Raw genomic sequence first — 23,032 nt, 5'->3', positions numbered from 1 at the left:
GAATTTTTCTTTTCGAGACTGTGTGCTGCCGAGGGATTTCTGGAAAACACTGAAAAATCAACGGTGTTTTTGGATGGTCGACAAAATTCCGACGCGACGCGACGGCGCGCGATCCTCGTATCCCCTATAGTCTAATATAGACTTTGAGTCTATATTTCGCGTGCAGGACACGACGCGTCGCCGTGCGGCGGCCGCCTGCCTCGAGTGCCGATCCGGCGCCCGGTCGAGGGCGTCGTGCGACCGATCTTCATCGCCTCAATCCAGAACAGAAGGACCGTCATGAACTGGAAGCTTTCCCTCTGCGCCGCCGCGGCGCTTGCATGCTCGGCCGTCGCGGCCCATGCGGAACAGACCACGTTGCGCTTCGGGATCGAAGCCGCCTATCCGCCGTTCGAGAGCAAGACGCCGGCCGGCCAGCTGCAGGGTTTCGACGTCGACATCGGTAACGCGGTGTGCGCGAAGCTGAACATGAAATGCGTGTGGGTCGAGAATTCGTTCGATGGCCTGATTCCGGCGCTGCAGGCGCGCAAGTTCGATGCGATCAACTCGGCGATGAACATCACCGCGAAGCGCAAGCAAAGCATCGACTTCACGCCGGCCATCTACGTGGTGCCGATCGTGATGGTCGCCAAACGCGGCTCGCCGCTGCGGCCCGACGTCGCGAGCCTGCGCGGCAAGCACGTCGGCGTGCTGCAGGGCTCGTCGCAGGAGGATTTCCTGAAGGCGCACTGGGCCAGTGCGGGCGTGTCCGTCGTGTCGTATCAGGACCAGGACCAGATCTACGCCGATCTCGTCGCGGGGCGTCTCGACGCGGCCGTGCAGGAAGCGCAGACCGCGCAGGACGGTTTCCTCGACAAGCCGGCCGGCCGCGACTACCAGATCGTCGGCGAGCCGCTGAAGGATCCGGCGACGCTCGGCGAAGGCACGGGCTTCGGGATGCGCAAGGGCGACAAGGCGCTGCAGGCGAAGATCGTCGGCGCGCTCGATGCGCTGAAGAAGGACGGCACGCTTGGCGCGCTGTCGCAGAAGTACTTCAAGCGCGACATCGTCGCGAAGTAAGCACCGCCGCGCGCCGGCCGCGGTGCCGGCGCGTGTCGCATCCAATCTCGACGCAGTACGGGGAACCATGGATTTCGACGTCATCGTTCTGGGGGCCGGCATCGTCGGCGTATCGTCGGCGCTGCATCTGCAGGATCGCGGGCTGCGCGTCGCGCTCGTCGACCGGCGCGCGCCCGGCGAGGAAACGAGCCACGGCAACGCCGGGCTGATCGAGCGCTCGTCGGTCGTGCCGTATGCGTTTCCGCGCCGGCTCGGTACGTTGCTGCGCTATGCGCGCAACCGCTCGGTCGATCTCTATTGGGACTACCGCGCGCTGCCTGCCTATGCGGGATGGCTCGCGCGCTTCTGGCGCGAATCGTCACCGCAGCGGCTCGCGGCCGCCGCACGCGACCTGCTGCCGCTCGTCGCGGCGAGCGTCGTCGAGCACGACGCGCTGCTCGCGCGCACCGACGCGCAGCCGCTCGTGCATGACGGCGGATGGATCGAGGCATTCCGGTCGCCCGCGCTGTTCGATGCGGAAACGCGCGCGCAGCAGCGTGTGGCCGCCGCGCACGGGCTGCGGATGACCGTGCTCGACGCGCGTGCGCTGCGCGAGCGCGAGCCCGGCGTCAGCGACGCGTTCTGCGGCGCATTCCACTGGCAGGACCCGAAGACCGTGTCGAGCCCGGGCGGGCTGACGAAGGCCTATGCGCGGCTGTTCGAGCGCGACGGCGGCACGTTCGTGCGGGGCGACGCGACGACGCTGGTGCAGGTGGATGACGGCTGGCGGGTCGATACCGAGCACGGGCCGATTTCGGCACGCTCGGCCGTGGTCGCGCTCGGGCCCTGGTCCGATCATGTGTTCGCGCCGCTCGGCTACCGGATTCCGCTGCGCGCGAAGCGCGGCTATCACATGCATTACCGGCCGACGCGCACGCCGCTGAACGTGCCCGTCTGCGACACCGAGGAAGGTTTCGTCGTCGCGCCGATGGAGGGCGGCCGCCTGCGGCTCACGACCGGCGTCGAGATCGCGCTGCGCGGTGCGCCGCCGACCGGCGTGCAACTCGCGCGCGCCGAACCGCTGGCGCGCGACGCGTTCGGCATCGGCGAGCGGCTCGATCCCGAGCCGTGGCTCGGGATGCGGCCGTGCACGCCCGACATGCGTCCGGTGATCGGGCCCGCGCCGCGCCATCGGCATCTGTGGTTCGCGTTCGGCCATTGCCATCACGGGCTGACGCTCGGCCCCGCGACCGGGCGCCTGCTTGCCGAAATGATGACGGGCGCGCCGACCTATATCGATCCCCATCCGTACCGGCCCGCGCGCTTCGGCTGAATCTGCCGCGCGGCGATGCGGCCCCGGTTGCCGCCGCCGCGCTCGCCGCATCGCGCGTTCCACTTGCGATGCGGCTGTCACAGTTTTTCGTTCGGCTGTCCGTATTGCCGAATGCCACGCGATCGGAAATGATCTGTGTAATCGGCAAGAAAGAAATCGCGAGATAAAGAAAATAAGCAAATTCGCGATTTCTCAATGCATTTTCATATCGCTGAAATGCGCAATGCGTAGCCGGCCCTGACGAGGTGCCGCACCGTCGCGACCGGACGTTCCGGCGTTACGCGGAATGTACCGGAACACGTTACCACGGGGCTCGCAAACGTTACGTTACACCCGTGTTCCATCAGCCTTTTTCGTCAGACGATTCGGACTCCGCAACCGTCTTCCACTCGCTGATTTCGCCTGAAATCAATAAAAAAGCGTTATTGAGCGGAAATAGACAGACGAATGGATCCGATTTTTTGAATTGGCACGCTTCGTGCAATCCGTCCCCATGCTTTATCAACGTAGTGCCAACCGAGATGGGGTGAATAAGGATGGGACAAAATCTTAAATTGACGGGTGTGGCGCTGTCGGTCGCGACGGTGTTCGGGGTACTGGCTTCGGGTTCCGCGATGGCGGGGGCCCTCGATTCGCTGCCGATCCCGCAAGTGATCGTCAATTCGCCGACGAACAGCGTGTCGGTCGGGCTGGTCGCGACGGGCACGTCGCCGCTGGGCTCGGTTACCGTGGCGGCGGGCGGGGCAGGCGCGATCCAGACGTCGCTCGGCGATCCCGGCCAGGTGCTGTCCGGCGCCGTGGGGGCGGTGACGGGTGCACTCGGCGGTGGCGGCGGCACGGTGACACCGCTCGCGCCGGTACAGGGTGTGCTGAACCAGGTGACGGGTGCGCTCGGTAGCGGTAACCCGGCAGGCGCGTTGACTGGTGCATTGAACACGGCGACCGGCGCGCTGAGCAACGCACTCGGTACCGCAACGGGCGCACTGGGCAATGTCGGTGGCGGCGCGAACCCGCTGGCGCCGGTTCAAGGTGTGGTGAATCAGGTGACGGGCGCGCTCGGTGGCGGCAACCCGGCCGGTGCGTTGACTGGCGCACTCGGCACGGTGACTGGCGCGCTGGGCGGTATCGGTGGCGGTTCGAACCCGCTGGCGCCGGTTCAAGGTGTGGTGAATCAGGTGACGGGCGCCCTCGGCAGCGGCAACCCCGCAGGCGCGCTGACCGGCGCACTCGGCACGGTAACGGGCGCACTGGGCGGTATCGGCGGCGGCTCGAACCCGCTCGCGCCGGTGCAAGGTGTGGTGAATCAGGTCACGGGCGCCCTCGGCAGCGGCAACCCCGCAGGCGCACTGACCGGCGCACTGGGCACGGTAACGGGCGCACTGGGCGGTATCGGTGGCGGTTCGAACCCGCTGGCGCCGGTTCAAGGCGTGGTGAATCAAGTCACGGGCGCCCTCGGCAGCGGCAACCCCGCCGGCGCGCTGACCGGCGCACTCGGCACGGTAACGGGCGCACTGGGCGGTATCGGCGGCGGCTCGAACCCGATCGCGCCGATCCAGAGCGTCGTCGACCAGGTCACGGGCACGCTCGGCAGTGGCAACCCGGCCGGCGCGCTGAGCAGCGCGGTCAACACGATCACGGGCACGCTCGGCAACGTCGGCGGCGCAGGAAGCCCGCTCGCGCCGGTGCAAGGCGTCGTCACGCAGCTCGCGGGCACGCTCGGCGACGGCAATCCGGCCGGTGCGCTGACGAACGCGCTGAACTCGGTGACGGGCGCGCTCAGCGGCGCGAACCCGCTGGCGCCGGTGCAAGGCGTCGTGAACCAGGTCGTCGGCACGCTGTCCGGCGCCGGCGGCGGCAGCCCGATCACGCCGATCACGAACCTCGTCAACGGCCTGCAGAACGCGCTGCCGACAGGCGCACTCGGCAACCTCGGCGGGTCGAATCCGCTGGCGCCGGTGCAGGGCGTCGTGAACCAGATCGTCGGCACGCTCGGCAGCAGCAATGCGGTCGGCACGGCCACGAACGCACTGGGCAACGCGGTCGGTTCCGTGGTGGGCGCGCTCGGCGGCCTGGGCGGCACGAACCCGCTGGCACCGGTGCAAGGCGTCGTGAACCAGGTCGTGGGCACGCTCGGCAGCGGCAATCCGGCCGGTGCACTGACGGGCGCGCTGAACTCGGTGACGGGCGCGCTCGGCAACCTCGGCGGGTCGAACCCGCTGGCGCCGGTACAAGGTGTCGTGAACCAGGTCGTCGGTACGCTGTCGGGCGCGGCGGGCAACAACCCGATCGCACCGATCACGAACCTCGTGAACGGCCTGACGGGCGGCGGCAATCCGGCCGGTGCGCTGACCGGCGCGCTCGGTTCGGTGACGGGCGCACTCGCGAACGGTCCGGCGGCCCTCGGGCAGGCGGCCGGCGCGTTGACGGGCGCGGCCGGTTCGACGGCGGCGGCCGGCGGCAGCCTGCTCGGTTCGGGCGCGAACGCGGCCGGCGGTACGGCGGGCGCGGTCGGCTCGCTGCTGACGACGGGCGCGAACGCGACGGCGACGGTCGTCAACGCGGTCGGCACGACGGTGGGCACGGCGCTCGGCTCCGCGCCGGGCCTGTCGGTCACGCCGCATTCGGGCAGCAGCTCGCCGAGCAACCCGCTCGCACCGGTGACGTCGCTGCTTCAGTCGCTGACGGGCGCATTGCCGAAGTAACGCGCCCGATTGCCCGGCGGCGCCGTCTCGGCCGCCGGGTAACACGGGTCGCGCAACGCGGCATGACAGGAATGTCATGCCGCGTTGTCTTTTGATGGCCCGCTTTCTTTCGTCGCACGAATGGCCGCTGCGCGATCCGAGCCGATGGCATGGAATAACCGGCCGCCTCCGTCCGTTTACATACCGAATCCCGGCACGGCCGCCCGGCGGGATAATGATCGCGGAAGCCGATCGTCTCGTCCGGTGCCGCCGTGCCGCAATGCCACGTCAAGGAGAACGGCAATGAAACGGATGCTCCTCGCCGCCGCGCTGACCGCGGCGATCGTGCGGCCGGCGGCCGCGGAACCGCCACAGGTCGGCGACGGGAAACTGGTCGACGAAGCGCACATGACGTTGTACGTGTTCGATCGCGACGCGCCCGGCAAGAGCGCGTGCGACAGCGCGTGCGCGGCCAACTGGCCGCCCGCGCTCGCGGACCCGTACGACAAGGCATCGGGCGCGCTGAGTCTCGTCGCGCGCGACGATGGCAAGAAGCAATGGGCGTATCGCGGGCGCCCGCTGTATCGCTGGAAGATGGATCACAAGGCCGGCGACACCGGCGGCGACGGGATCGGCGGCATGTGGCACGTCGCGCGTCCATGATGGCGCGACGGTGTGATGGCGCGGCGACGCGCGAGGCATCCTGATGAGCTATGAATCGGATCTGCTGGTGTGGCTGCCGCATCTCACGCGCTATGCGCGTGCGCTGACGGGCGACCGGGCCTGGGCGGACGATCTCGTGCAGGACACGCTCGAGCGTGCGCTGAACCGGCCGCCGCGCGATGGCGGCAACCTGCGCGCGTGGCTGCTGACGCTGCTGCGGCACCGTTTCATCGACCAGTTGCGTGCGCGGCACGAGATCGCGGTCGACGACGCGACGGCGCCGTGGCAGACGATGGCCGCGCCGGCCGGCGAGATCGGCGGGCTGGTGCTGCGCGACGTGCAGCGCGCGCTGTACCGGCTGCCGGTCGAGCAGCGCGAGGTGCTGCTGCTGGTCGCGCTCGAGGAGTTGAGCTATCGCGACGCCGCGCAGGTGCTCGGCGTGCCGGTGGGAACCGTGATGTCGCGGCTCGCGCGGGCGCGCGGGCAGATGCGCGCACTGCTGTCGGACGAGCCGTCGGCGCACGGCACGGCCGCGTTACGGGTGATCGGGAAAACATGATGGACGATTCGCACAAGCCTTCGAGCGAGCGGGACGACGATGCGTCGGCACAACTGCTGTCCGCGTTGCTGGACGGCGAGCTGTCCGGGCACGAGCACCGCGAGGTGCTCGAGCGCCTGCAATCCGATCCCGAGGAGGCCGAACGATTTGCGCATTACCGGGCGCAGCGCGACGCGCTGCAGGCGCTGTTTCCGCTGCCGGGCGCCGCGTCCGCGCTGTTCGTGCAGCGCCGCGCGTCGCGCCGGCGCGGGTTCGCGTACGCATTCGCGGGGCTGGCGGCCGGGCTGCTGATCGGCGTCGCGCTGCACGCGGGCTGGACGGTGTTCGGCAGCGAACCGGCGTTCGCCGCGCGCGCGGATGTCGCGTATGCGGTGTACGCATCCGATCGCGAGCATCCGGTCGAGGTCGGCGCGGGCAATCCCGAACGTCTCGCCGCTTGGCTGTCGGCACGAGTCGGCCGGCCCGTGCGCGCGCCGTCGCTCGACGAATACGGCTACGCGCTGCTGGGCGGCCGGTTGCTCCCCGGTGAAGCGGGGCCGGCCGCGCAACTGATGTACCAGCGCGCGGACGGCGAGCGCGTGACGCTGTACGTGACCGCGTACGACACGCGGCACCTTGCACCGCGGGCGATGTCGGCCGACGGCCGCTATACGTATTTCTGGTCGGATCGCGGCACGGGCTACGCATTGTCCGGCCGAGGCGACGAACGACGCCTGCGCGAGCTCGCGATCGAAGCGTGCGGCGCGCTCGGCGGCTCCACCGACGCGTGGAAGGGATGACCCGCGCGGCGCCGGCAGGGAGCAGCCGATGAAGACGACGATCGCAAAGGGGCTGGTGCTGGCGGCGCTCGTGACGGGCACCGCGCTTGCACGGGCCGACGGCGACGCGTCCGTGCGCGTGCCGGTCGACGCTGACGGCGTGCAGCGGGTGGCGATCGTCGGCGGCAGCTATTTCTTCCATCCGAACCACGTGATCGTGCGAGCGCACGTGCCGGTCGAGCTGACCGTGTCGGCGGAGCGCGGCCTGGTGCCGCACAGCTTCGAAATCGATGCGCCGCAAGCCGGCATTGCGGTGCACACCGAACTGACCACGACACCGAAGACCTTTCGCTTCACGCCGACGCAAGCGGGCCGGTTCGCCTACTATTGCACGCATCGGCTGCTGTTGTTCAGGAGCCATCGCGAGCGCGGGATGGAAGGCGTGCTCGACGTCGAGGCGGCGCCGTGATCGCCGCGTTGCTGGCCGCGAGCCTGATAGGAGCGAGCATGACAGCCGATCCCGTGACCGTCGCGCAGACGCATTTCGACCACGTCCGCTCGTACCGCGCGACGATCCGCTCGTCGGCGCGGGGCGGCGAGCACACCGAAATCCGCTACGCGTACCTGAAACCGGGTTTCGTCCGGATGGATTTCGTATCGCCTCATCACGGCGCGGTGCTTGCGTACGATCCCGGCGACGGCAAGGTGCGGCTGCGCCCGTTCGGCGCGCATGCGCCGCCCGCGCTGACGCTGTCGCCGTCCAATCCGCTCGTGCGCGACCGCAGCGGCCACCGGGTCGACCGGTCGGACGTCGGCGAACTGCTGCGCAACGTTCATGCGCTGCAGCAAGGCGGCGCGACCGTGACCGAAGGCGAGGAGGCCGTCGGCGGCCGGACCGCGCTGCGCGTGTCGGTCACGGGCGCGCCCGCGCACGTGGTCGACGGCGTGCATCGCTACCGGTTGTGGCTGGACACCGAGGACGGCTTTCCGCTGAAGGTCGTCAGCTTCGCGGACGATGACGACGTGCCGCTCGAAACCGTGACGCTTGACGATGTCGAGATCGACGTCGCGTTTCCCGAGCGCTTCTTCGCGCCCTGACCGGCGCCCTGATCCAAGCCCCTGACGGGCACGCCGGAGGCTGCATGGCGGAATACCGGTTCTCGACGACCTGGCGCGTGGACGCGCCGCTCGCGGCGGTCTGGGACGCGATCTACCAGGTCGACCGCTGGCCCGACTGGTGGAAGGGCGCCGTGCGCACCGTCGAGATCGAGGAGGGCGACGCGCGCGGCGTCGGCGCATTGCACCGATATACGTGGAAGGGCGCGCTGCCGTACCGGCTGACCTTCGACATGCGCGTGCGGCGCGTCGAGCCGCCGCATGCGCTCGAAGGCCGCGCGAGCGGCGCGATCGAAGGCGACGGATGCTGGTCGTTTGCCGGCGACGGCGTGTGCACCGTTGTGCGCTACGACTGGCACATCCGCACGCACGTGCGCTGGATGAACTGGCTGGAGCCGCTCGCGCGACCGCTGTTCCGATGGAATCACGATGTCGTGATGCGCGAAGGCGCGAAGGGTCTCGCGCGGCTGCTGGGCGCGGCGGTCGAGACGGAGGGCCGGACGTTCCGGCCGCTGTCGGGCGCGGGCTGCGCCGATGCGTGATGACGCGTGACCGCGTGTGACGACGATCCGCGCCGCTCAGCGCGCGTACGCCATCACCGCGCCGTCCACCACCAGTGCGACGCGTTCGCCGACGGCCGGACACCGGTGTCCCGGCACGCGTACCCGCACGAGCACGTCGCTATCGGCATCGAGGCGCGCGAGCACGTCCGCGTCCTGGCCTGCGAACTGCGCGGCTTCGACGCGCGCCGTATGGCCGCACGCCGCGTCGACCTGCGCGACCGGCACGATGCCGATCTGCTCCGGGCGCAGCATCGCGTCGGCCGGCCCGTCGGGTAGCGGCGCGACGAGCGGCAACTCGCCGAGCGCGCATGCGATGCGCGCGTTATGCACTCGGCCCGCGAGCAGCACGGCCTGGCCGACGAACGACGCGACGTCGCGCGTCACCGGCTGCCGGTACAGCATCTGGGGCGCGGCCGTCTGCACGAGCCTGCCTTGCCACATCACTGCCACTTCGTCGCCGAGCGTCATTGCCTCGGGCTGGTCGTGCGTGACGAGCACCGACGTCGCGCCCGCCGCGGCGAGCGCGTCCGCGACCGCGCTGCGCGTTTCGTGGCGCAGCGACGTATCGAGCGCGGAAAACGGTTCGTCGAGGATCACGAGCGACGGCTCGGGCGCCAGCGCGCGCGCGAGTGCAACGCGCTGCTGCTGCCCGCCGGACAGTTGCTGCGGCGCACGGCCCGCATACGACGCGGGCAGGCCGACCATCTCGAGCAGTTCGTCGACGCGATGATGGCGCCGCCGCGCCGCGCGCGGCAGCCCGAACGCGATGTTGTCGGCCACCGACAGATGCGGAAACAGCGCGCCTTCCTGCGGCACGTAACCGATCCGACGTTGTTCAGGCGGCAGGTGCACGTCGGGCGCGGCCACACGACGCCCGTCGATCTCGACGGTGCCGCGCTCGGCGCGCTCGAAGCCGCACAGCACGCGCAGCAGCGTCGTCTTGCCGCTGCCGGACGGGCCGAGCAGCGCGAGCCGCGAGCCGCGCCGCACCGTGAGATCGATGTCGTGCAGGACGGTATGCGATCCGAACGATTTGGACAGGCCGTGAATGCGTAATTCGCTCATGAGCGGTTCCGGAGAAAAAGGGCGGCGTTCAGTCGCGCACCGACGCGCGGCCGAGCAGCAGGAACAGCAGTCCCGAAGCGCCCAGCGACAGCGCGACAAGCAGCGCCGCATAAGGCGCCGCGGCCGCGAACGCGAGCGTCGCCGTATCGCTCCACACCTGCGTCGCGAGCGTGCGGGTGCCGATCGGCGACAGCAGCAGCGTCGCATTGAGTTCCGTCACGACCGAAATGAACACCATCGTCGCGGCCGCGCCGAGGCCGGGCGCCGCGAGCGGCAGCACCACGCGCGTGAGCGTCGCGCGCCAGCCGAGGCCGAGCGAGCGTGCGGTTTCCTCGAGCCGGACCTGCACGTGCGACAGCGCCGCGCGCACGCTGACGACCGCGAGCGGCAGGAACAGGATCGCGTACGCGCCGACGAGCGCCGGCGCGCTCTGGTAGAGCGGCTGCAGCAGCCGCACCGTGATCGACACGATCGCGAGCGCGACGACGATGCCCGGCACGCCCTGCACGGTCATCGCCGTGCGTTCGAGGAGCGTTGCGACGCGGCCCGGATAACGGACCAGCAGGAACGCGAGCGGCAGCGCGAGCAGCGTCGTGACGGCTGCCGCCGCGAGGCCGTAGCCGCTCGACGCGAGCGTGGTCTGCCACAGCAGTTCGGGCGACACGTCGGCCGGCGTGACGGCGGCCGCGCCCTGTTGCGTGAGCCAGTAGCCGATCATCGCGAGCGGCACGCCGAGCGTCGCGGCCGCGAGCGCGGCGAACGCGACGGCGACCGGGCCGCGAAGCGATCCGAGCGAATAACGCATCGCGACGCGGCGTGCGGCGCGGTGCGTATGGCCATAGCGCGCATGGCCGCGCGCACGCGCCTCGATCGCGAGGCACAGCAGGCACAGCGCGATCAGCACGCAGCCGAGCAACGAGGCGCCGCCGCCGTCGAATGCGGTGCGGTATTCCGCGTAGATCTCGGTGGTGAAGGTACGAAAGCGCAGCAGCTGGAACGCGCCGAATTCGGACAGCACGCCGAGCGCGACGAGCAGCATCCCGCCGCACAGCGCGGGGCGCAACTGCGGCAGCACGACGCGAAAGAAGGTATGCCACGGCGAGCAGCCGAGCGTGCGCGCGCTTTCTTCCAGCGCGGGATCGAGCTCGCGCAGCGCGGCGGCGACCGGCAGATAGACGAGCGGGAAGTACGCGGACGTCAGCACGATCAGCGCGCCGAGGAAATCCTGCAGGTCGAGGCTCAGCGACACCCACGCATAGCTCGTGATGAACGGCGGCACCGCGAGCGGCGCGGCAGCGAGGGCAGTCCACAGCGGCCGGGCCGGCAGGTCCGTGCGCTCGATGAACCACGCGACCGCGGTGCCGAGCAGCGTGCACGCGAGGGTCGCGGCGAGCGTGATCGACAGCGTGTTGACGAGCAGTTCGCCGACGAGCGGCCGCCACAGCAGCTCGATCGCATCGTCGAGGCCGAAGGTTGCCGCGCGGTACAGCGTGAAGCCGAGCGGCAGCAGGATCAACAGCGGCCCGCACGCGGCCGCGGCGACGAGCGCGCGCGACGGGCGCCGCCGCGTCGCGGTGCGTTCGCCGTCGTGCACGGCGCGCGCCGTGCGGGACACGGCGTCGCTCACGGTCAGAGCAGGCCGGCCTGGCGCAGCAGCTTGCCGGCCTGGCTATCGTCGCCGAGCTGTTCGAACGTCAGCGCCGGCGGGCTCAGTTCGTTGAACGGCTTCAGGATCGGGTCGGGCGCGACGCCCGGGTGCAGCGGATACTCGAAGCTGATGTGACCGCCCGCCATCAGTTTCTGCGCGCGCTCGCTGACGAGATACTCGACGAACTTCTGCGCGTCGGCCTGGTGCTTCGACGCCTTCAGCACCGCGGCACCCGACACGTTTACGGCCGCGCCGACGTCGTGATTGCCGAAGTGGTGGATCGCGCTCTTCGTCGACTTGTCGCCGAGTTCGGCGTGCAGGCGGTCCCAGTAGTAGTTGTTGATGATGCCGGTCAGCACGCCGCCGCGGTTCACGGCCGCCGTCACGCCTTCGTCGTCGTCGAAGATCTGCGCGTTGGTCTTCAGGCCCTTCAGCCATTGCAGCGTCGCGGCTTCGCCGTGCAGCGCGAGCACCGCGCTCACGAGCGGCAGGAAGTCCGCATCGCTCGGCGCGACGCCGACCTTGCCTTTCCATTCCGGCTTCGCGAGATCGAGCAGCGACGCGGGCAGTTGCTGCGGCTGGAGTTTCGCGGTGTTGTAGACGAGCACGTTCTCGCGCGCGAGCACGCCGACCCAGTTGCCGTCGGCCGGGTTGAAGCGCGCGGGCACCGCTTGCAGCGCGGCGCCGTCGGTCTTCCCGAGCAGGCCCTTGCGGTCGAGCAGCACGAGCTCGGGCGAATTCTCGGTGAAGTACACGTCGGCCGGCGTGCGATCGCCTTCCGCGACGATCTGCGCGGCGAGCGCCGGGCCTTCGCCCGAGCGCACCTTCACGGTGATGCCGCTCTGCGCTTCGAAGTCCTTGACGAGCTGGTTGACGACTTGCTCGTGCTGCGCGTTGTACAGCGTGAGCGTCGCGGCATGCGCGTGCGAGACGTGCAGCGCGCCGGTCAGCATGAGCGCGGCGGCGGCCGCGGAGATCAGGTGCCGCAGCGGGCGGCTAACGGGTGAAGTGTTCATGTCGTCGTCGTGAGTTGCATCCGGGCGGCCCGGAAAAATGAGTGCGTTGCGTGTCGTTGCGTCGTCGTGTCGTTACGCTTCGAACAGTGCGGCGCCGATATACGAACCGGGTTGCGCGCCCGGCGGACACGCGAAGATCGCGCTGCCGACGTGCGTCGTGAACTGGTTCATGATGTCCAGCTTCGCGAGCTTCTCGTTGATCGGAATGAAGCCCTTGCGCGGGTCGCGCTGGTGCGCGACGAACATCAGCCCCGCGTCGTACTCGGTCTGCTGGCGCCACGGCGGCCAGCGCTCGATGTAGAAGTTCGCGCTGTCGTTGTACGAATACGCGCGACGCAGGATCTGCGCGCCGTTGTTCAGTTGCGGCGATGCGAGACGCGCGTGCGCGTTGTCGGGGATCACCGAATTGCCGTCCTTGTCGACCGCGTCGAGGTCGAGCGCTTCGAATTCCTGCTTGCCGCCGAGCGGCGCGCCGCTGTACTTCTTGCGGCCGAACACCTGCTCCTGGAAACCGAGCTCGGTGTTGTCCCAGTGTTCGAGCGTGATGCGGATGCGGCGCACGACCGTGTAGGTGCCGCCGTTCATCCACGCCGGGCCTTCGCTGCCGGCCCACACGAACTCGTTCATCGCGGCCGGGTCGTCGCGCGACGGGTTCATCGTGCCGTCCTTGAAACCCATCAGGTTGCGCGGCGTCTCGCCCGGCTTGCCGGACGTGAAGCCGGCCTGGCCCCAGCGCATCTGCACGGCCTTGCCGCCGAGGCGCACGAGCTGGCGCACCGCGTGGAACGCGACCTGCGCGTCGTTCGCGCACGCCTGGATGAACAGGTCGCCGCCGGTCTTCTCCGGAATCAGCTGGTCGCCATTGAAGCGCGGCAGGTCGACGAGCGCGGCCGGGCGCTGCTTCGCGAGGCCGTAGCGGTCCTTGCCCGCAACGGCGAACAGGCCGGGCCCGAAGCCGAACGTGATCGTCAGCCGCGACGGGCCGATGCCGAGCGCGTCGCCCGAGTCGGCCGGTGCGACGTCGTCGCCGCCGGTCGCCGGCAGCGGCTGTGCGGTGTCGCCGCGCGTCAGGCGCGCGGCTGCGTCGGTCCACGTCTTCAGCAGTGCGATCACGTCCGCACGCTTGTCGGTTGCGAGGTCGAGCGCCGCGAAATACGCGTTGCGCTGCTGCGGCGTCGTGATGCCGCTCTGGTGCTTGCCGAAGAACGGCTCGAGGTCGTTGTCGTGCGCGTGCGCATCCGGCGCGGCCGGGCTGGCTGCATCGGCTGCTTGCGCGACCGGCATCGCACCCGCTGCGAGGCCCGCGGCCACCGCCGCGCCGCCGGCCTTCAGGAAGCCGCGGCGCGCGGGGCGCGACGGCGGGTTCAGATCGTCTGCCATGGTCGGCTCCGTTACTTCGCGAGCATCAGCGTGTTGACGTCGTCCTGGACGTAATAGAAACCGTCGCCGGCCGGCGTCATCGCGATCCCGAACAGGTCGCCGTTGCCGGGCGGCGATTGCGCCTTGTCGGTGTCGATCCAGCGTGCATAGAGCTGCTTGCCGGCGACCGGGTCGATCTCGACGACCTGGCCGTTCAGCGCGTTGGTCGCGAGCAGATGGCCGTTCGGCGCGGTCGCGAGCGCGAGCGGGCGGCGCAGGAAGCCGTCGGCCGTGACCTGGCGGCCGACGCCCGCGCTCGTGTCGCGCGTGAGCGGATCGTCGATCTCGACGATCCGGTTGCCGATCGCGTCCGACACATACAGCTTCTTCTGGTCGCCCGACAGCGCGAGGCCCGTCGGGCCGACCAGGAACACGCCCTTGTCGGCCTGCGCGCCGAGGCCGCTCGCGACGACCGTTTCCTGCTTGATCGCGGGGGGCTTGCCGGCCGGCACGTCGAGGTCGAGGCGCAGCACGGTTGCCTGCTTGTAGACGGGCGGGTTGCCGTCCGCGCCGCCGACGCCGAAGCCGGCCATGCTGACGAACAGCGTCGCGCTGTCGCCGCGGTCGACCACGGCCATGTTGCCCCACGGGTCGTTGATGTTCGGGCTCGACCACGTCGAGGCGACCTTGCCTTGCGGATCGAGCACGATCAGGCAGCCGGCGCCCTTCGTCGACGTCGTGCCGTCGTTGCTCGGCGTGCTGCCGACGATCACCCAGCCCGACTTCAGCATCGTCATCGCGGTCGACAGGCCGACGCCGCCCGGGCATGCCTTCAGGTCGCGCGGAATCGTCGCGAACAGGCTCATCTGCTTGGTCGACGGGCGGTAGTTGACGATCGTGCTGCCGGTGCCTTGCAGGTTCGCCGCGTTGTTGAAGTTGTCGACGAGGACGTCGCCTTCCTGGATCGTGCCGGCCGACACCGGCGCGACCGCGATCGCGTACGGGTTCTGATCGCCGTTGTCGGGCACCGTGTTGACGAGCAGCGAGTGGCGATGGAGTGTCTCGAGGAAGCCTTGCGGCTCGGCGAACGCGCCGGCGGCGGCCGTCAGCGCGACGGCGGCCAGTGCGCCCGTCGCGAGGCGGCGAAGCGGGGCGGATTGATTCATCTGGGTCTCTCCTGGGGGACGCGCCGCCGTGGCGGCGCGCGAAAAACGGGTAGCGTGGGCAAGGTGCTCAGAACGTGATGGTCGTGCGCGCGCCGAGCACGAACGTGCCGCGCAGCGGCTGGGTCGCGTCGCTCGGGTTCTGGCCGGCACCGGCATTGAACGTGTACTGCGCGTCGGCCTGGATCACCCACCACGGGTTGACCTGGTACTGGTAGGTCGCCTCGACGGTCGTCTCGCGGGTGCGCACGCCGTACGGGCCCGTCGCGAACGTCCGCGCGGTCTGGTCGAGGTCGGTCACGTGGTTGCCGACCTGGATGTACGTGACGCCGAGGCCGACGCTGTCGTTGTCACGGCCTTCGAACGGGGCCTTCAGCACGACGCCCGCATTGGCCGAGAAGCTCACCAGGTTGCGGTCGCCCGGTGCGCCCATCACGCGTGCGAACACGCCGAGGCTGCGCGGGCCGGTCGGGTCCGGGCGCCAGATCATCTGGTCGGCCACTGCGTAGAAGCTGTAGTCGCCGTGGTGCTGCTGCGCGCTGCCGTTCGACGCGGGATCCGAGAGCGATAGTCCGTCGGTACCGACGTTCTGGTCAGCGAAGCGGCCGTTGTGATACCAGACGCCGACCTTGTAGGTGCCCGGCAGCCCGTTCGAGCGGCCGGTATCCATTTCGCCGTCGGACGGCTGGTTCAGCGCGTACTGCAACTCGCCGATGTAGAGCGCGCCGTTGTGCAGGTTGAAGTTCGTGCCGCTCAGGTTGTTCGGGTTGTTGCCGAGCGGATCGCCGTCGAATACGCCCGCGAGCGCGGTGAGCTTCGGCGTGATCTGCGCGCGCACACGCACGCCGAGGCCGGCGAGCGGATAGGCGGGGCCGCCATTGGGCAGGTCGTACGACGGCAGCGCGGGCCAGCCGAACATCGTGTTGACGAACGTGTTCGCATACGTGCTGACCATGAATTCCTGGTCCAGGCTCTGCTGGCCGATCTTCACGTCGACGCGCTTGTCGAGGAACGACTGCTGGTACCACAGCTCCCACAGGCGCGTCGTGCCCTGCGCCTCGATGCCGCTCGCGGTGTTGAGCGTGCCGAGATTCCGCGCGCTCAGGTTGGTGCCGTGGATCTGCAGCGCGCTGACGTTGAACGTGCCGCCGGGCAGGCCGATCGCCTTCTGCGTATCGACCGTCAAAGTCGCCGTCGTCAGCCCGTCGTACGCGCCGCCGCGATTCAGGCCGCCGCGCAGGTTCGCGAGATATTCGCTGGTTTCGGTGATCTGCAGCGTCGCGCCGTACCTGCCGAGCCACGGGCGGATGCCGCCCATGTCGCCGAGCAGGCTCTGGCGGCTCCAGATGCCGGTCCACATGTTGGTCGGCTTTGCCTGGATCGCGAGGTCGGCTTCGGGCGCTTCGGGTTGCGCGTCGACCGGCGTGTCGGCGAACGCGGCGCCGCTCGCGAACGACGCGCAAGCGAGGACGGCCGCACAGGCGGCGGGGCGCATCCGGACGCGGATGCGGTCTCCGTGGAACGACACAAACTTCATATCAAACCCCTGGTTTTCTTAGTCTGGAGTCCTGCTTTTAAGGCGCTATCCGAACGCTCGGCGCCGATTGGCCAGGGCACAAAGATGAACGCAACGCGGCGCATCGTAGGAGTGTCGAATGAGAATGTCAATGTAAACGAGAATGATTCGCATCTAAATTACTGAATGTAATCCGATGGCTTACGGGGGTGTGCGGGCATCGTTTAATACGTATGTAAAACGTAAATATCGTCGTAATGAAATTGAATGGTGTGGTGTGAATCGATGGATACGAGAGAAAGGGCGCAAGGGGGCGCCCGACAAGCGCGAAGACGGTGTTGCCGCGCGTCGGATCGACGCCGGCGCGGGTTCTTTGATGGGGTGCCGTTGGGCGGCCGGTCCGGCCGGGTAGCGAGCTTCACAGTTTTGCTTTGAAAGGGGGCGTTTGTTGTTTTCGCGCGTTTTTACCGTTGTCGCTGTCGTGACTCATGCAACTTCGAACCGGTCATGTTGCCGATATGACGCCTTCCGGTGGGGGGCGCATCGCTCGTTGAACCCGTTTTTGGGGCGGCGGTGTCCAGGGCAGCGATGTTGAGGCCATGGCGCTACTCGTCATTTCGTGGGGTCAGGAGATCTGATGTGATCAATATTCCTAAATGTGACAATCGTTCAGATCTCGCCGCATACCGACGAGTAGCATTGCAATTGCGCTGTCCACTAGAGCGCAAACCCTCGGATTTTCGCCAAGCTCGCGCTTGGCTTTTTTTCTCATCGTGGGGGGCAGGGGGCGGGATTCCCTTGGACGGTGTTCGGCCACGACCGATCTCTGGATATTGTTTATTCGGTAATGAATAGAGGTCTGTTTGCATCTTCAACCTGACACGTCGACGTTGGAAGGGTCCCCCGGAAATAGGCGGTTTCTGACGCGCACCCATGCACCGCTGGAAAATCGGTATTGAGGCGATAGTGGATATTCATCATCCATATCGCGATTCCGGACTGCGCTGCGGAACGTTCACTACCGTGGGTTGCTGATCGGGGTTCCTATGGAAACGAATATCGACGATATCCAGTTGTGCTATGAAAAGGCCATCGACGCTTACAACACCGGCCAGTTTGAACTCGCGCTTCAGCTCGTCGAAGAGGTTCTGAAGGCGTACCCGTCAAGCGGTGATGTCCTGCATCTGAGAGGGCTGACCGCTTTGTCGTTGAATAGGGTTGAGGAGGCCGAGAACTGGTTCGTACGGGCTATCGATGTGGCTCCTGACGCTACTTTCTACAATAGCCTGTGCGCGGCGCAAATCCGACTGAAGGCATTTCCGCAAGCGGCAGCAAGCGCGCGAAGCGGTCTGGCGTTTGCCGAAGATCGCCAGCCGGGTCTGGACACTTCGAAGCTGATGTATAACCTTTTTTCGGCCTTGGCACTGGATAACAAGCCGGAAGACGCCGTCGATGTTTGTCGGCGCACGATCGAGCGATATCCAACGCATTCGGGTGCTTATAGCAATATGGGAGTGTGTCTCGGTCAATTGGGGGAAGTTGACCTGGCGATAAATTCGTATCGTCAAGCAATCGCGTTGAATCCAAACGATCTCGTGGCTCACGCCAATCTCGGACATGCATTGCTTCGCGCCGGCGACTATAGGGAAGGCTGGCCATATTTTGAACATCGATGGGAAACCATTCGGGCGGGCGATTCGCCTGCCGGGATCAAGCCTCCTGCTTTGCCGATCCGCCGGTGGCTGGGACAAGCGCTGCCGTCAGGCGAAAACCGCCTGCTCGTTTTGGCCGAGCAGGGCTTTGGCGATACGCTGCAATTTTGCCGATATCTCGAAATGGCGCTCGGGCATTTCACGGCAGTTGGATTTTTATGCCCGAAACCGCTGCGCCGGTTGCTGACCGATTCGCTCTGTTCCCGGTGGCCCAATCTGACGCTGCTCGACGACAAGCCATTCAACGCGCTTCGATGGGACTGGTATTGCCCGCTCCTGTCGATGCCCATGGCCTTCGGAACGCGAGTAGACAACATTCCCGCCGACTTGCCATATTTGCACGCTGATCGGCGACGGTCGCGAAAATGGTCATCGAAAGTGGCAACGTTGCTGCCAGGGACTTTGCCTCGTATCGGGGTGGTCTGGGCGGGAGGGCATTCGAGCATGGCCGAAGATCGCCGGCGCAGTATTAACCTGGAGACGATGGCGCCATTGCTCGCGTGGCCTGGTGCGCACTGGATCAGTCTGCAGAAGGCAGATGACATTTCGAAAGCGCTATCCCACGAGAAGTATCCACATGTAGTCGACTGGATGCACGAAGTGACGGATTTTGCCGATACCGCAGCCCTCATCGACACGCTGGATCTCGTCATTTCCGTTGACACCGCGGTTGCTCATCTGGCCGCAGCCATGGGGAAGCGCGTGTGGTTACTGAACCGGTATGCGGGCTGCTGGCGCTGGTTGCGCAATCGCGATGATAGTCCGTGGTATCCAGGCATGCGAATCTTTACCCAGACCACGCGCGGAAACTGGACCGAGGTAATCGAGCGCGTTTTGTCTGAACTGGAGCTCAACGCTGCGGCTTTGTCGGCGGAGAGGGCGTATCGGCGCGACTAGTCGACCAAATGGAGCAAGCGGAACCGTCTCCTGGGTCATTCCGGCCGGCGGCTTTCGGGCATTTCAGGCTACCGTGTCGGGCGACTGCCGGCCAGTTGTGGCCGGGCGACACAAACGCGTGAACCGTCGAGAGTCCGCTCCAATCTGATGACGCTTCGGTATCTTGGGTGAAGTCGGATTCTTCACTGATTATTCTGCATTGCTGATTAATTGAATGGTGAGAAATTGAAGCTGACCTCTTCCCCGAAGATCAACGACGAACCTCTTTGTGGGCAACAAGTGATATCGCCGCGGATGCGTTCAGGGATCACCGAAAGGCTCGGTTCGCCATTGGGACTCGAGATAGTCAACGACCGATGCGCCTCGTCATGCCAACGGCAACTTCATCGCGATCGATGGGATCAAGGGCGACGCGGCCGTCACCAGGACGCATTCCGTGGCCGGTCATCGGGCGATCGAATCGCGTCGAGTCTTCCGGGTGTGATTCGAGCGTCCATGCATGGTCGCCCGTGCGGCTCGATTGGTGCGTTCGGTCAAACGATGCAGAGGGGCAGAAATGAATAAGGCAATGCTCGGGATCTGCGGTCTTCTGATCTGCGGGCTTGTCGTGACGCTGGTGGTTGTCCTCGAAACGGTACCGAAACCGCGGGCGAAAATCACGCAGGCCGCGGCCAGGCCGGTGAAGGTGAGGTGAGGATGCGTGTTCTGTTGACATTGTGGGGGAGCGCGATTGCGCTGGCCGTCTGCGTGGCCTGGCTAGCCGATCGCCCCAAACATGGTGAGCCCATGCCACTTGCGTCTCGACTGATTCAAGGCTCGACGAAGCCGATCATCAGGCCGCCGCGCGAGCAGGCTCGGTAACGGCGGCTCGTGCAGTCTCCCGTGCCGGTCACGATCGTACCGATGCCGGAAACGACGTTCCGATGTGAGGTTGAAAAATGCAACATTCCCTGTATCGGATTCTGAGCGTCACGGCGCTCGCCTGGAAATTGGCGGTACCAGCAGAGAGGGAAACCATGGTCAACGGCGCGTCGATCACTGATGCCGGCTGCCGTATCGTGCAACCAGCACATGGTTTGCGCGGCGGTCAGGGTGACGCCATTTCCTGACTGCAAGCCCTCAGTGTTCACCCGGCAGGAACGACGCGTGACAGTTCCTCGGTCACGTAGGGTTGTCTTTGGCGCGGGTGACGGCAGCCGCTATTCTGCATCGTGCGTGTGGTTGGGATCGAGCAACTCCAGCCGATAACCGTGATTGTAGACAGCGCGAAGCCGAACACCGTTTTCGGGGCCGATACGCATCTTGGATCGCACACGATAGATGTGCGTGTCGAGCGTGCGGGAAATGTGGTCGCTATGGCGTCCCCAGATCGACTTGATCAGCGCGTCTCGCGGCATTGCGCGGCCACAATTCTGAAATAGCGCAACGGCAACCGTGAACTCTCGAGATGTCAGTTTGATCGGCTCGTCGCTCAAGAACGCGGTCTCGGACACGAGATCCAGACGGTAACGACCAATATTGATCGATGCCGGCTTTGAATTCACCGGATAGGCCCGTCGCAGCAGAGCACGTACTCGGGCGATCAATTCGTGGCGACGGATGGGCTTGACCATGTAGTCGTCGGCACCGGCCTCGAGTGCGACGACGAGCTGGTCCTCGCGCACGCGATTCGTCAGGAACAGCACGGGGAGATCTCTGCCGATTCGTGTGCGAATCCAGGCGAGGACTTCCAGTCCGGAGATATCCGGCAAGTTCCAGTCAAGTACGACCAGATCGACGGTGTCGGTTTCGAGGAAACGGATGGCCTCCGCGCCCGCGGTGGCGCTCCGTACATCGAACCCCTCGGCGATCAGTGTGTCGCGGAGAAGCGCCGCCTGCGCGGGTTCGTCGTCAACGGCAAGAATTTTCATTGGCACCATCTCTCATCGTGTTGCTCGAATCCGCGCATGCCTGCTTGCATTGGAGCTGATTGACTTTTTCGAATGTTTTGAAAGGAAATTGCAATAATATGATTTGATTCCTCGTGGCCAGTAGCAGGTCTGATTTGCGTAATAGAGTGGCATTTCTCGACAGTCTTTTTGTCAACTTTTATGAACGAATTGGAGCAATTGGGGAGCGATTAATGTGTGACAAATGTTGTCAATCGATGCTCGTCGCGGATATACGATGCGACATACGGATTGTTGAAGCAGGTGTAGGGTCCGCTCCGGATGTTTTTGTGGCTGGGATTGTGCATAGGGCAGGGCAGCGAATAATGATTGGCTGCCGCTGACGTTGCGATTCAGCTGAGACAAGTAACGAAAAATGGAGCGAGTCGCGTGATGTTTTCGGGTTGTCGACTCGATCGACATTTTTCTTTACGACGAATGGCGGTTTGTAATTATCTCAATGAGCAAGCTGGATTCGTATCGACAATATCTGGATACAAAATCGAAACTGGAGTCTCGGATTGCTGAGGAGCGACGAATTGCCATGGAGGCGATTTTGCTCGAAATCAAGTATTGCGTTCGAGAGTTTGGTTTTGTTCCAGAGGATATTTTTACTGTCGATGTCTTGCGGCAGGCGACCAAACGACGGCCGCGCTACTTCGATCCTGTCAGCGGAGCGACATGGTCGGGGGTAGGGCGTGCGCCCGAGTGGATTCGCGACAAGGATCGCAAGCAGTTCGAGATATCCAGTTTTGATCGTGAAGATTGAGGCGTTCGATCTCGCGGTGAAGTGACGGTCGGATGTCCTGCGCCTCCAGGCGGTTGCGTCGCTTGGGGTGCTTGAGGCGGGATCGAAATATAAATGGGTTGTCATGCCAATCGACATGGCAATCCTGGTGCCGCAGTGATCATGGCCGATATCGTGAGCTGGGGCGCTTCGTTTTATTTGCATTGATGTAATTAAAAAGGCTTCGATTATCCGAGGTGCTTCTGTCGTGGCTCACCTGATAAGAACGGTGGTGCGTCGATATGAGCGCCGGGAAACGTGCGCGCTCAATAAAAACTTATAAATCGAATGTGCTGGAGCTATTGGAATGTCGATCGATTGCGAGATTGCTCGTCAAGTCGATTGCTCAATGCTGAATGCTATCGAAACAAATTTCGTGATTTTCGAGTAGGTGAAGTGGTGTGTCCGCGGGAAGAGACCAAGCGTCGCTAATACAAGTCATCCAGGAAACGCGAGCAGATGACGGCCGCAGCAAGCGAGGGCAACGCAATACGAATGTCGAGCCGCCGTTCAAAACGAAGGCGGTCTGGGTGCTGAGTGCGGAAGAGCGCAAGTCGTCGGGGACGGGTTTCCCCGCGCGCCAGTCTGCCGGGTTTTTTCTTTCACAAGAGCCGCTGCTGTTTTTGGGTGGCAGTGCTGAACGGGTTAGCAGAAGAAGAAGAGGGTCGAAATGAACAAGGTTTACAAGAGCGTCTGGTGCGAGAAGACGGGCACCTATGTGGCCGCGTCGGAAATTGCGACAGGGCGGAAGAAGTCTGGAGGGTCGAGTGCCGCCGTTCGGGTGCTGGCTGCCGTGGTGCTGGGGGGCGGAATTTTCGCGCCGACCGTAGCGTTTGCCACTGCATTTGTCGCTTGTTCCGGCACAGGCGCAACCGGCTACGGCCTCGCTGGAGGGGGCACCAGCGGCTACAACATGGGCTGCACCTCGACCACTGACGCGCTTTATATGGGCGGCGCGTCAGGTGGGCCCTCAACCAGTACGGGAGCCGGCCCGACGGTCGCGTACATCACTGTCAACAACGCCACGACAGCAACTCCGAGCTTGATGGGCTCGGTGGCGGCGCAGTCGATTCAGCTGAATGCCCCGGGCAGCATCATCCTGAGTGGCAGCAACGTTAACGTGTCCGGTAATAAAATCACCAACCTTGCGAACGGTACCGTTGCCTCCGGCAGCGGGGACGCGGTCAACGGCGGCCAACTGTTTTCGCTGTCGACGTCGACGTCGACCGG

The 23,032-nt window shown here is 65.9% G+C and carries 20 protein-coding genes; 13 read left to right on the top strand and 7 right to left on the bottom strand.

Going from position 1 to position 23,032, the window contains the following annotated elements:
• Positions 1-279: 279 nt before the first annotated feature.
• The 9 genes from VL15_RS01970 (at position 280) to VL15_RS01930 (ending at position 8,690) form a co-directional block, all read left to right on the top strand.
• Complete coding sequence (locus tag VL15_RS01970) at positions 280-1,059, top strand: ABC transporter substrate-binding protein (RefSeq protein ID WP_048242829.1); 780 nt, start codon at positions 280-282, stop codon at positions 1,057-1,059.
• Positions 1,060-1,126: 67 nt separating this feature from the next.
• Positions 1,127-2,371, top strand: coding sequence for an NAD(P)/FAD-dependent oxidoreductase (locus tag VL15_RS01965; protein WP_048242828.1), 1,245 nt, complete (start codon positions 1,127-1,129; stop codon positions 2,369-2,371).
• A 536-nt stretch (positions 2,372-2,907) separates the two neighbouring features.
• Positions 2,908-5,073, top strand: coding sequence for a beta strand repeat-containing protein (locus tag VL15_RS01960; protein ID WP_048242826.1), 2,166 nt, complete (start codon positions 2,908-2,910; stop codon positions 5,071-5,073).
• Between the two features lie 282 nt (positions 5,074-5,355).
• Entirely contained in the window at positions 5,356-5,715 is a 360-nt protein-coding gene (locus tag VL15_RS01955; protein WP_048242825.1) for a hypothetical protein, read from the top strand.
• Between the two features lie 43 nt (positions 5,716-5,758).
• Positions 5,759-6,274, top strand: coding sequence for a sigma-70 family RNA polymerase sigma factor (locus VL15_RS01950; RefSeq protein ID WP_048242823.1), 516 nt, complete (start codon positions 5,759-5,761; stop codon positions 6,272-6,274).
• Positions 6,271-7,053, top strand: a complete 783-nt coding sequence (locus VL15_RS01945) for an anti-sigma factor family protein (protein ID WP_048242821.1) — start codon at positions 6,271-6,273, stop codon at positions 7,051-7,053. The genes VL15_RS01950 and VL15_RS01945 overlap by 4 nt, the downstream gene beginning before the upstream one ends.
• A gap of 28 nt (positions 7,054-7,081) precedes the next feature.
• The gene (locus VL15_RS01940) at positions 7,082-7,501 is read left to right on the top strand and encodes a quinol oxidase (RefSeq protein WP_048242819.1); all 420 of its coding nucleotides are present in this window, start codon (positions 7,082-7,084) and stop codon (positions 7,499-7,501) included.
• On the top strand, positions 7,498-8,130 hold the full coding sequence (locus tag VL15_RS01935) for a LolA family protein (RefSeq protein WP_048242818.1): 633 nt from the start codon (positions 7,498-7,500) through the stop codon (positions 8,128-8,130). The genes VL15_RS01940 and VL15_RS01935 overlap by 4 nt, the downstream gene beginning before the upstream one ends.
• Before the next feature lie 44 nt (positions 8,131-8,174).
• A complete protein-coding gene (locus VL15_RS01930) occupies positions 8,175-8,690 on the top strand; it encodes an SRPBCC family protein (RefSeq protein ID WP_048242817.1) in 516 nt (171 codons plus the stop codon).
• A 36-nt stretch (positions 8,691-8,726) separates the two neighbouring features.
• Here VL15_RS01930 and VL15_RS01925 read toward each other — a convergent pair whose 3' ends face one another.
• From VL15_RS01925 to VL15_RS01900, 6 genes are all read right to left on the bottom strand, one after another.
• Positions 8,727-9,776 (bottom strand): ABC transporter ATP-binding protein, encoded by a 1,050-nt coding sequence (locus VL15_RS01925; protein ID WP_048242815.1) that lies wholly within the window; start codon positions 9,774-9,776, stop codon positions 8,727-8,729.
• Positions 9,777-9,804: 28 nt separating this feature from the next.
• Positions 9,805-11,403, bottom strand: coding sequence for an ABC transporter permease (locus VL15_RS01920; protein ID WP_155420097.1), 1,599 nt, complete (start codon positions 11,401-11,403; stop codon positions 9,805-9,807).
• 2 nt (positions 11,404-11,405) lie between these two features.
• The gene (locus tag VL15_RS01915) at positions 11,406-12,440 is read right to left on the bottom strand and encodes an iron ABC transporter substrate-binding protein (RefSeq protein ID WP_048242813.1); all 1,035 of its coding nucleotides are present in this window, start codon (positions 12,438-12,440) and stop codon (positions 11,406-11,408) included.
• A 72-nt stretch (positions 12,441-12,512) separates the two neighbouring features.
• Positions 12,513-13,820: an iron uptake transporter deferrochelatase/peroxidase subunit gene (efeB, locus tag VL15_RS01910; protein ID WP_048242812.1), complete on the bottom strand. Its 1,308-nt coding sequence runs from the start codon at positions 13,818-13,820 to the stop codon at positions 12,513-12,515.
• Between the two features lie 11 nt (positions 13,821-13,831).
• A complete protein-coding gene (locus tag VL15_RS01905) occupies positions 13,832-14,965 on the bottom strand; it encodes a hypothetical protein (RefSeq protein ID WP_048242811.1) in 1,134 nt (377 codons plus the stop codon).
• A gap of 67 nt (positions 14,966-15,032) precedes the next feature.
• On the bottom strand, positions 15,033-16,499 hold the full coding sequence (locus VL15_RS01900; RefSeq protein ID WP_048242810.1) for a carbohydrate porin: 1,467 nt from the start codon (positions 16,497-16,499) through the stop codon (positions 15,033-15,035).
• A 1,025-nt stretch (positions 16,500-17,524) separates the two neighbouring features.
• On the opposite strand from VL15_RS01900, the gene VL15_RS01895 reads away from it, so the two are divergent.
• Entirely contained in the window at positions 17,525-19,087 is a 1,563-nt protein-coding gene (locus VL15_RS01895) for a tetratricopeptide repeat protein (protein WP_048242809.1), read from the top strand.
• Between the two features lie 938 nt (positions 19,088-20,025).
• Positions 20,026-20,196, top strand: coding sequence for a hypothetical protein (locus tag VL15_RS41660; RefSeq protein WP_155420096.1), 171 nt, complete (start codon positions 20,026-20,028; stop codon positions 20,194-20,196).
• 90 nt (positions 20,197-20,286) lie between these two features.
• On the opposite strand, the gene VL15_RS01890 is transcribed toward VL15_RS41660, so the two are convergent.
• The gene (locus VL15_RS01890) at positions 20,287-20,997 is read right to left on the bottom strand and encodes a response regulator transcription factor (protein WP_048242943.1); all 711 of its coding nucleotides are present in this window, start codon (positions 20,995-20,997) and stop codon (positions 20,287-20,289) included.
• 478 nt (positions 20,998-21,475) lie between these two features.
• On the opposite strand from VL15_RS01890, the gene VL15_RS01885 reads away from it, so the two are divergent.
• Entirely contained in the window at positions 21,476-21,784 is a 309-nt protein-coding gene (locus VL15_RS01885) for an H-NS family nucleoid-associated regulatory protein (protein ID WP_230684300.1), read from the top strand.
• 688 nt (positions 21,785-22,472) lie between these two features.
• On the top strand, positions 22,473-23,032 hold a 560-nt coding region (locus VL15_RS01880), incomplete at its 3' end, for an ESPR-type extended signal peptide-containing protein (protein ID WP_048242808.1).

The organism is Burkholderia cepacia (assembly GCF_001039005.1).
Lineage (GTDB): Bacteria > Pseudomonadota > Gammaproteobacteria > Burkholderiales > Burkholderiaceae > Burkholderia > Burkholderia theae.
Note: the sequence above shows the minus strand (reverse complement) of the source record. Positions and strands in the feature narration are given on the sequence as shown.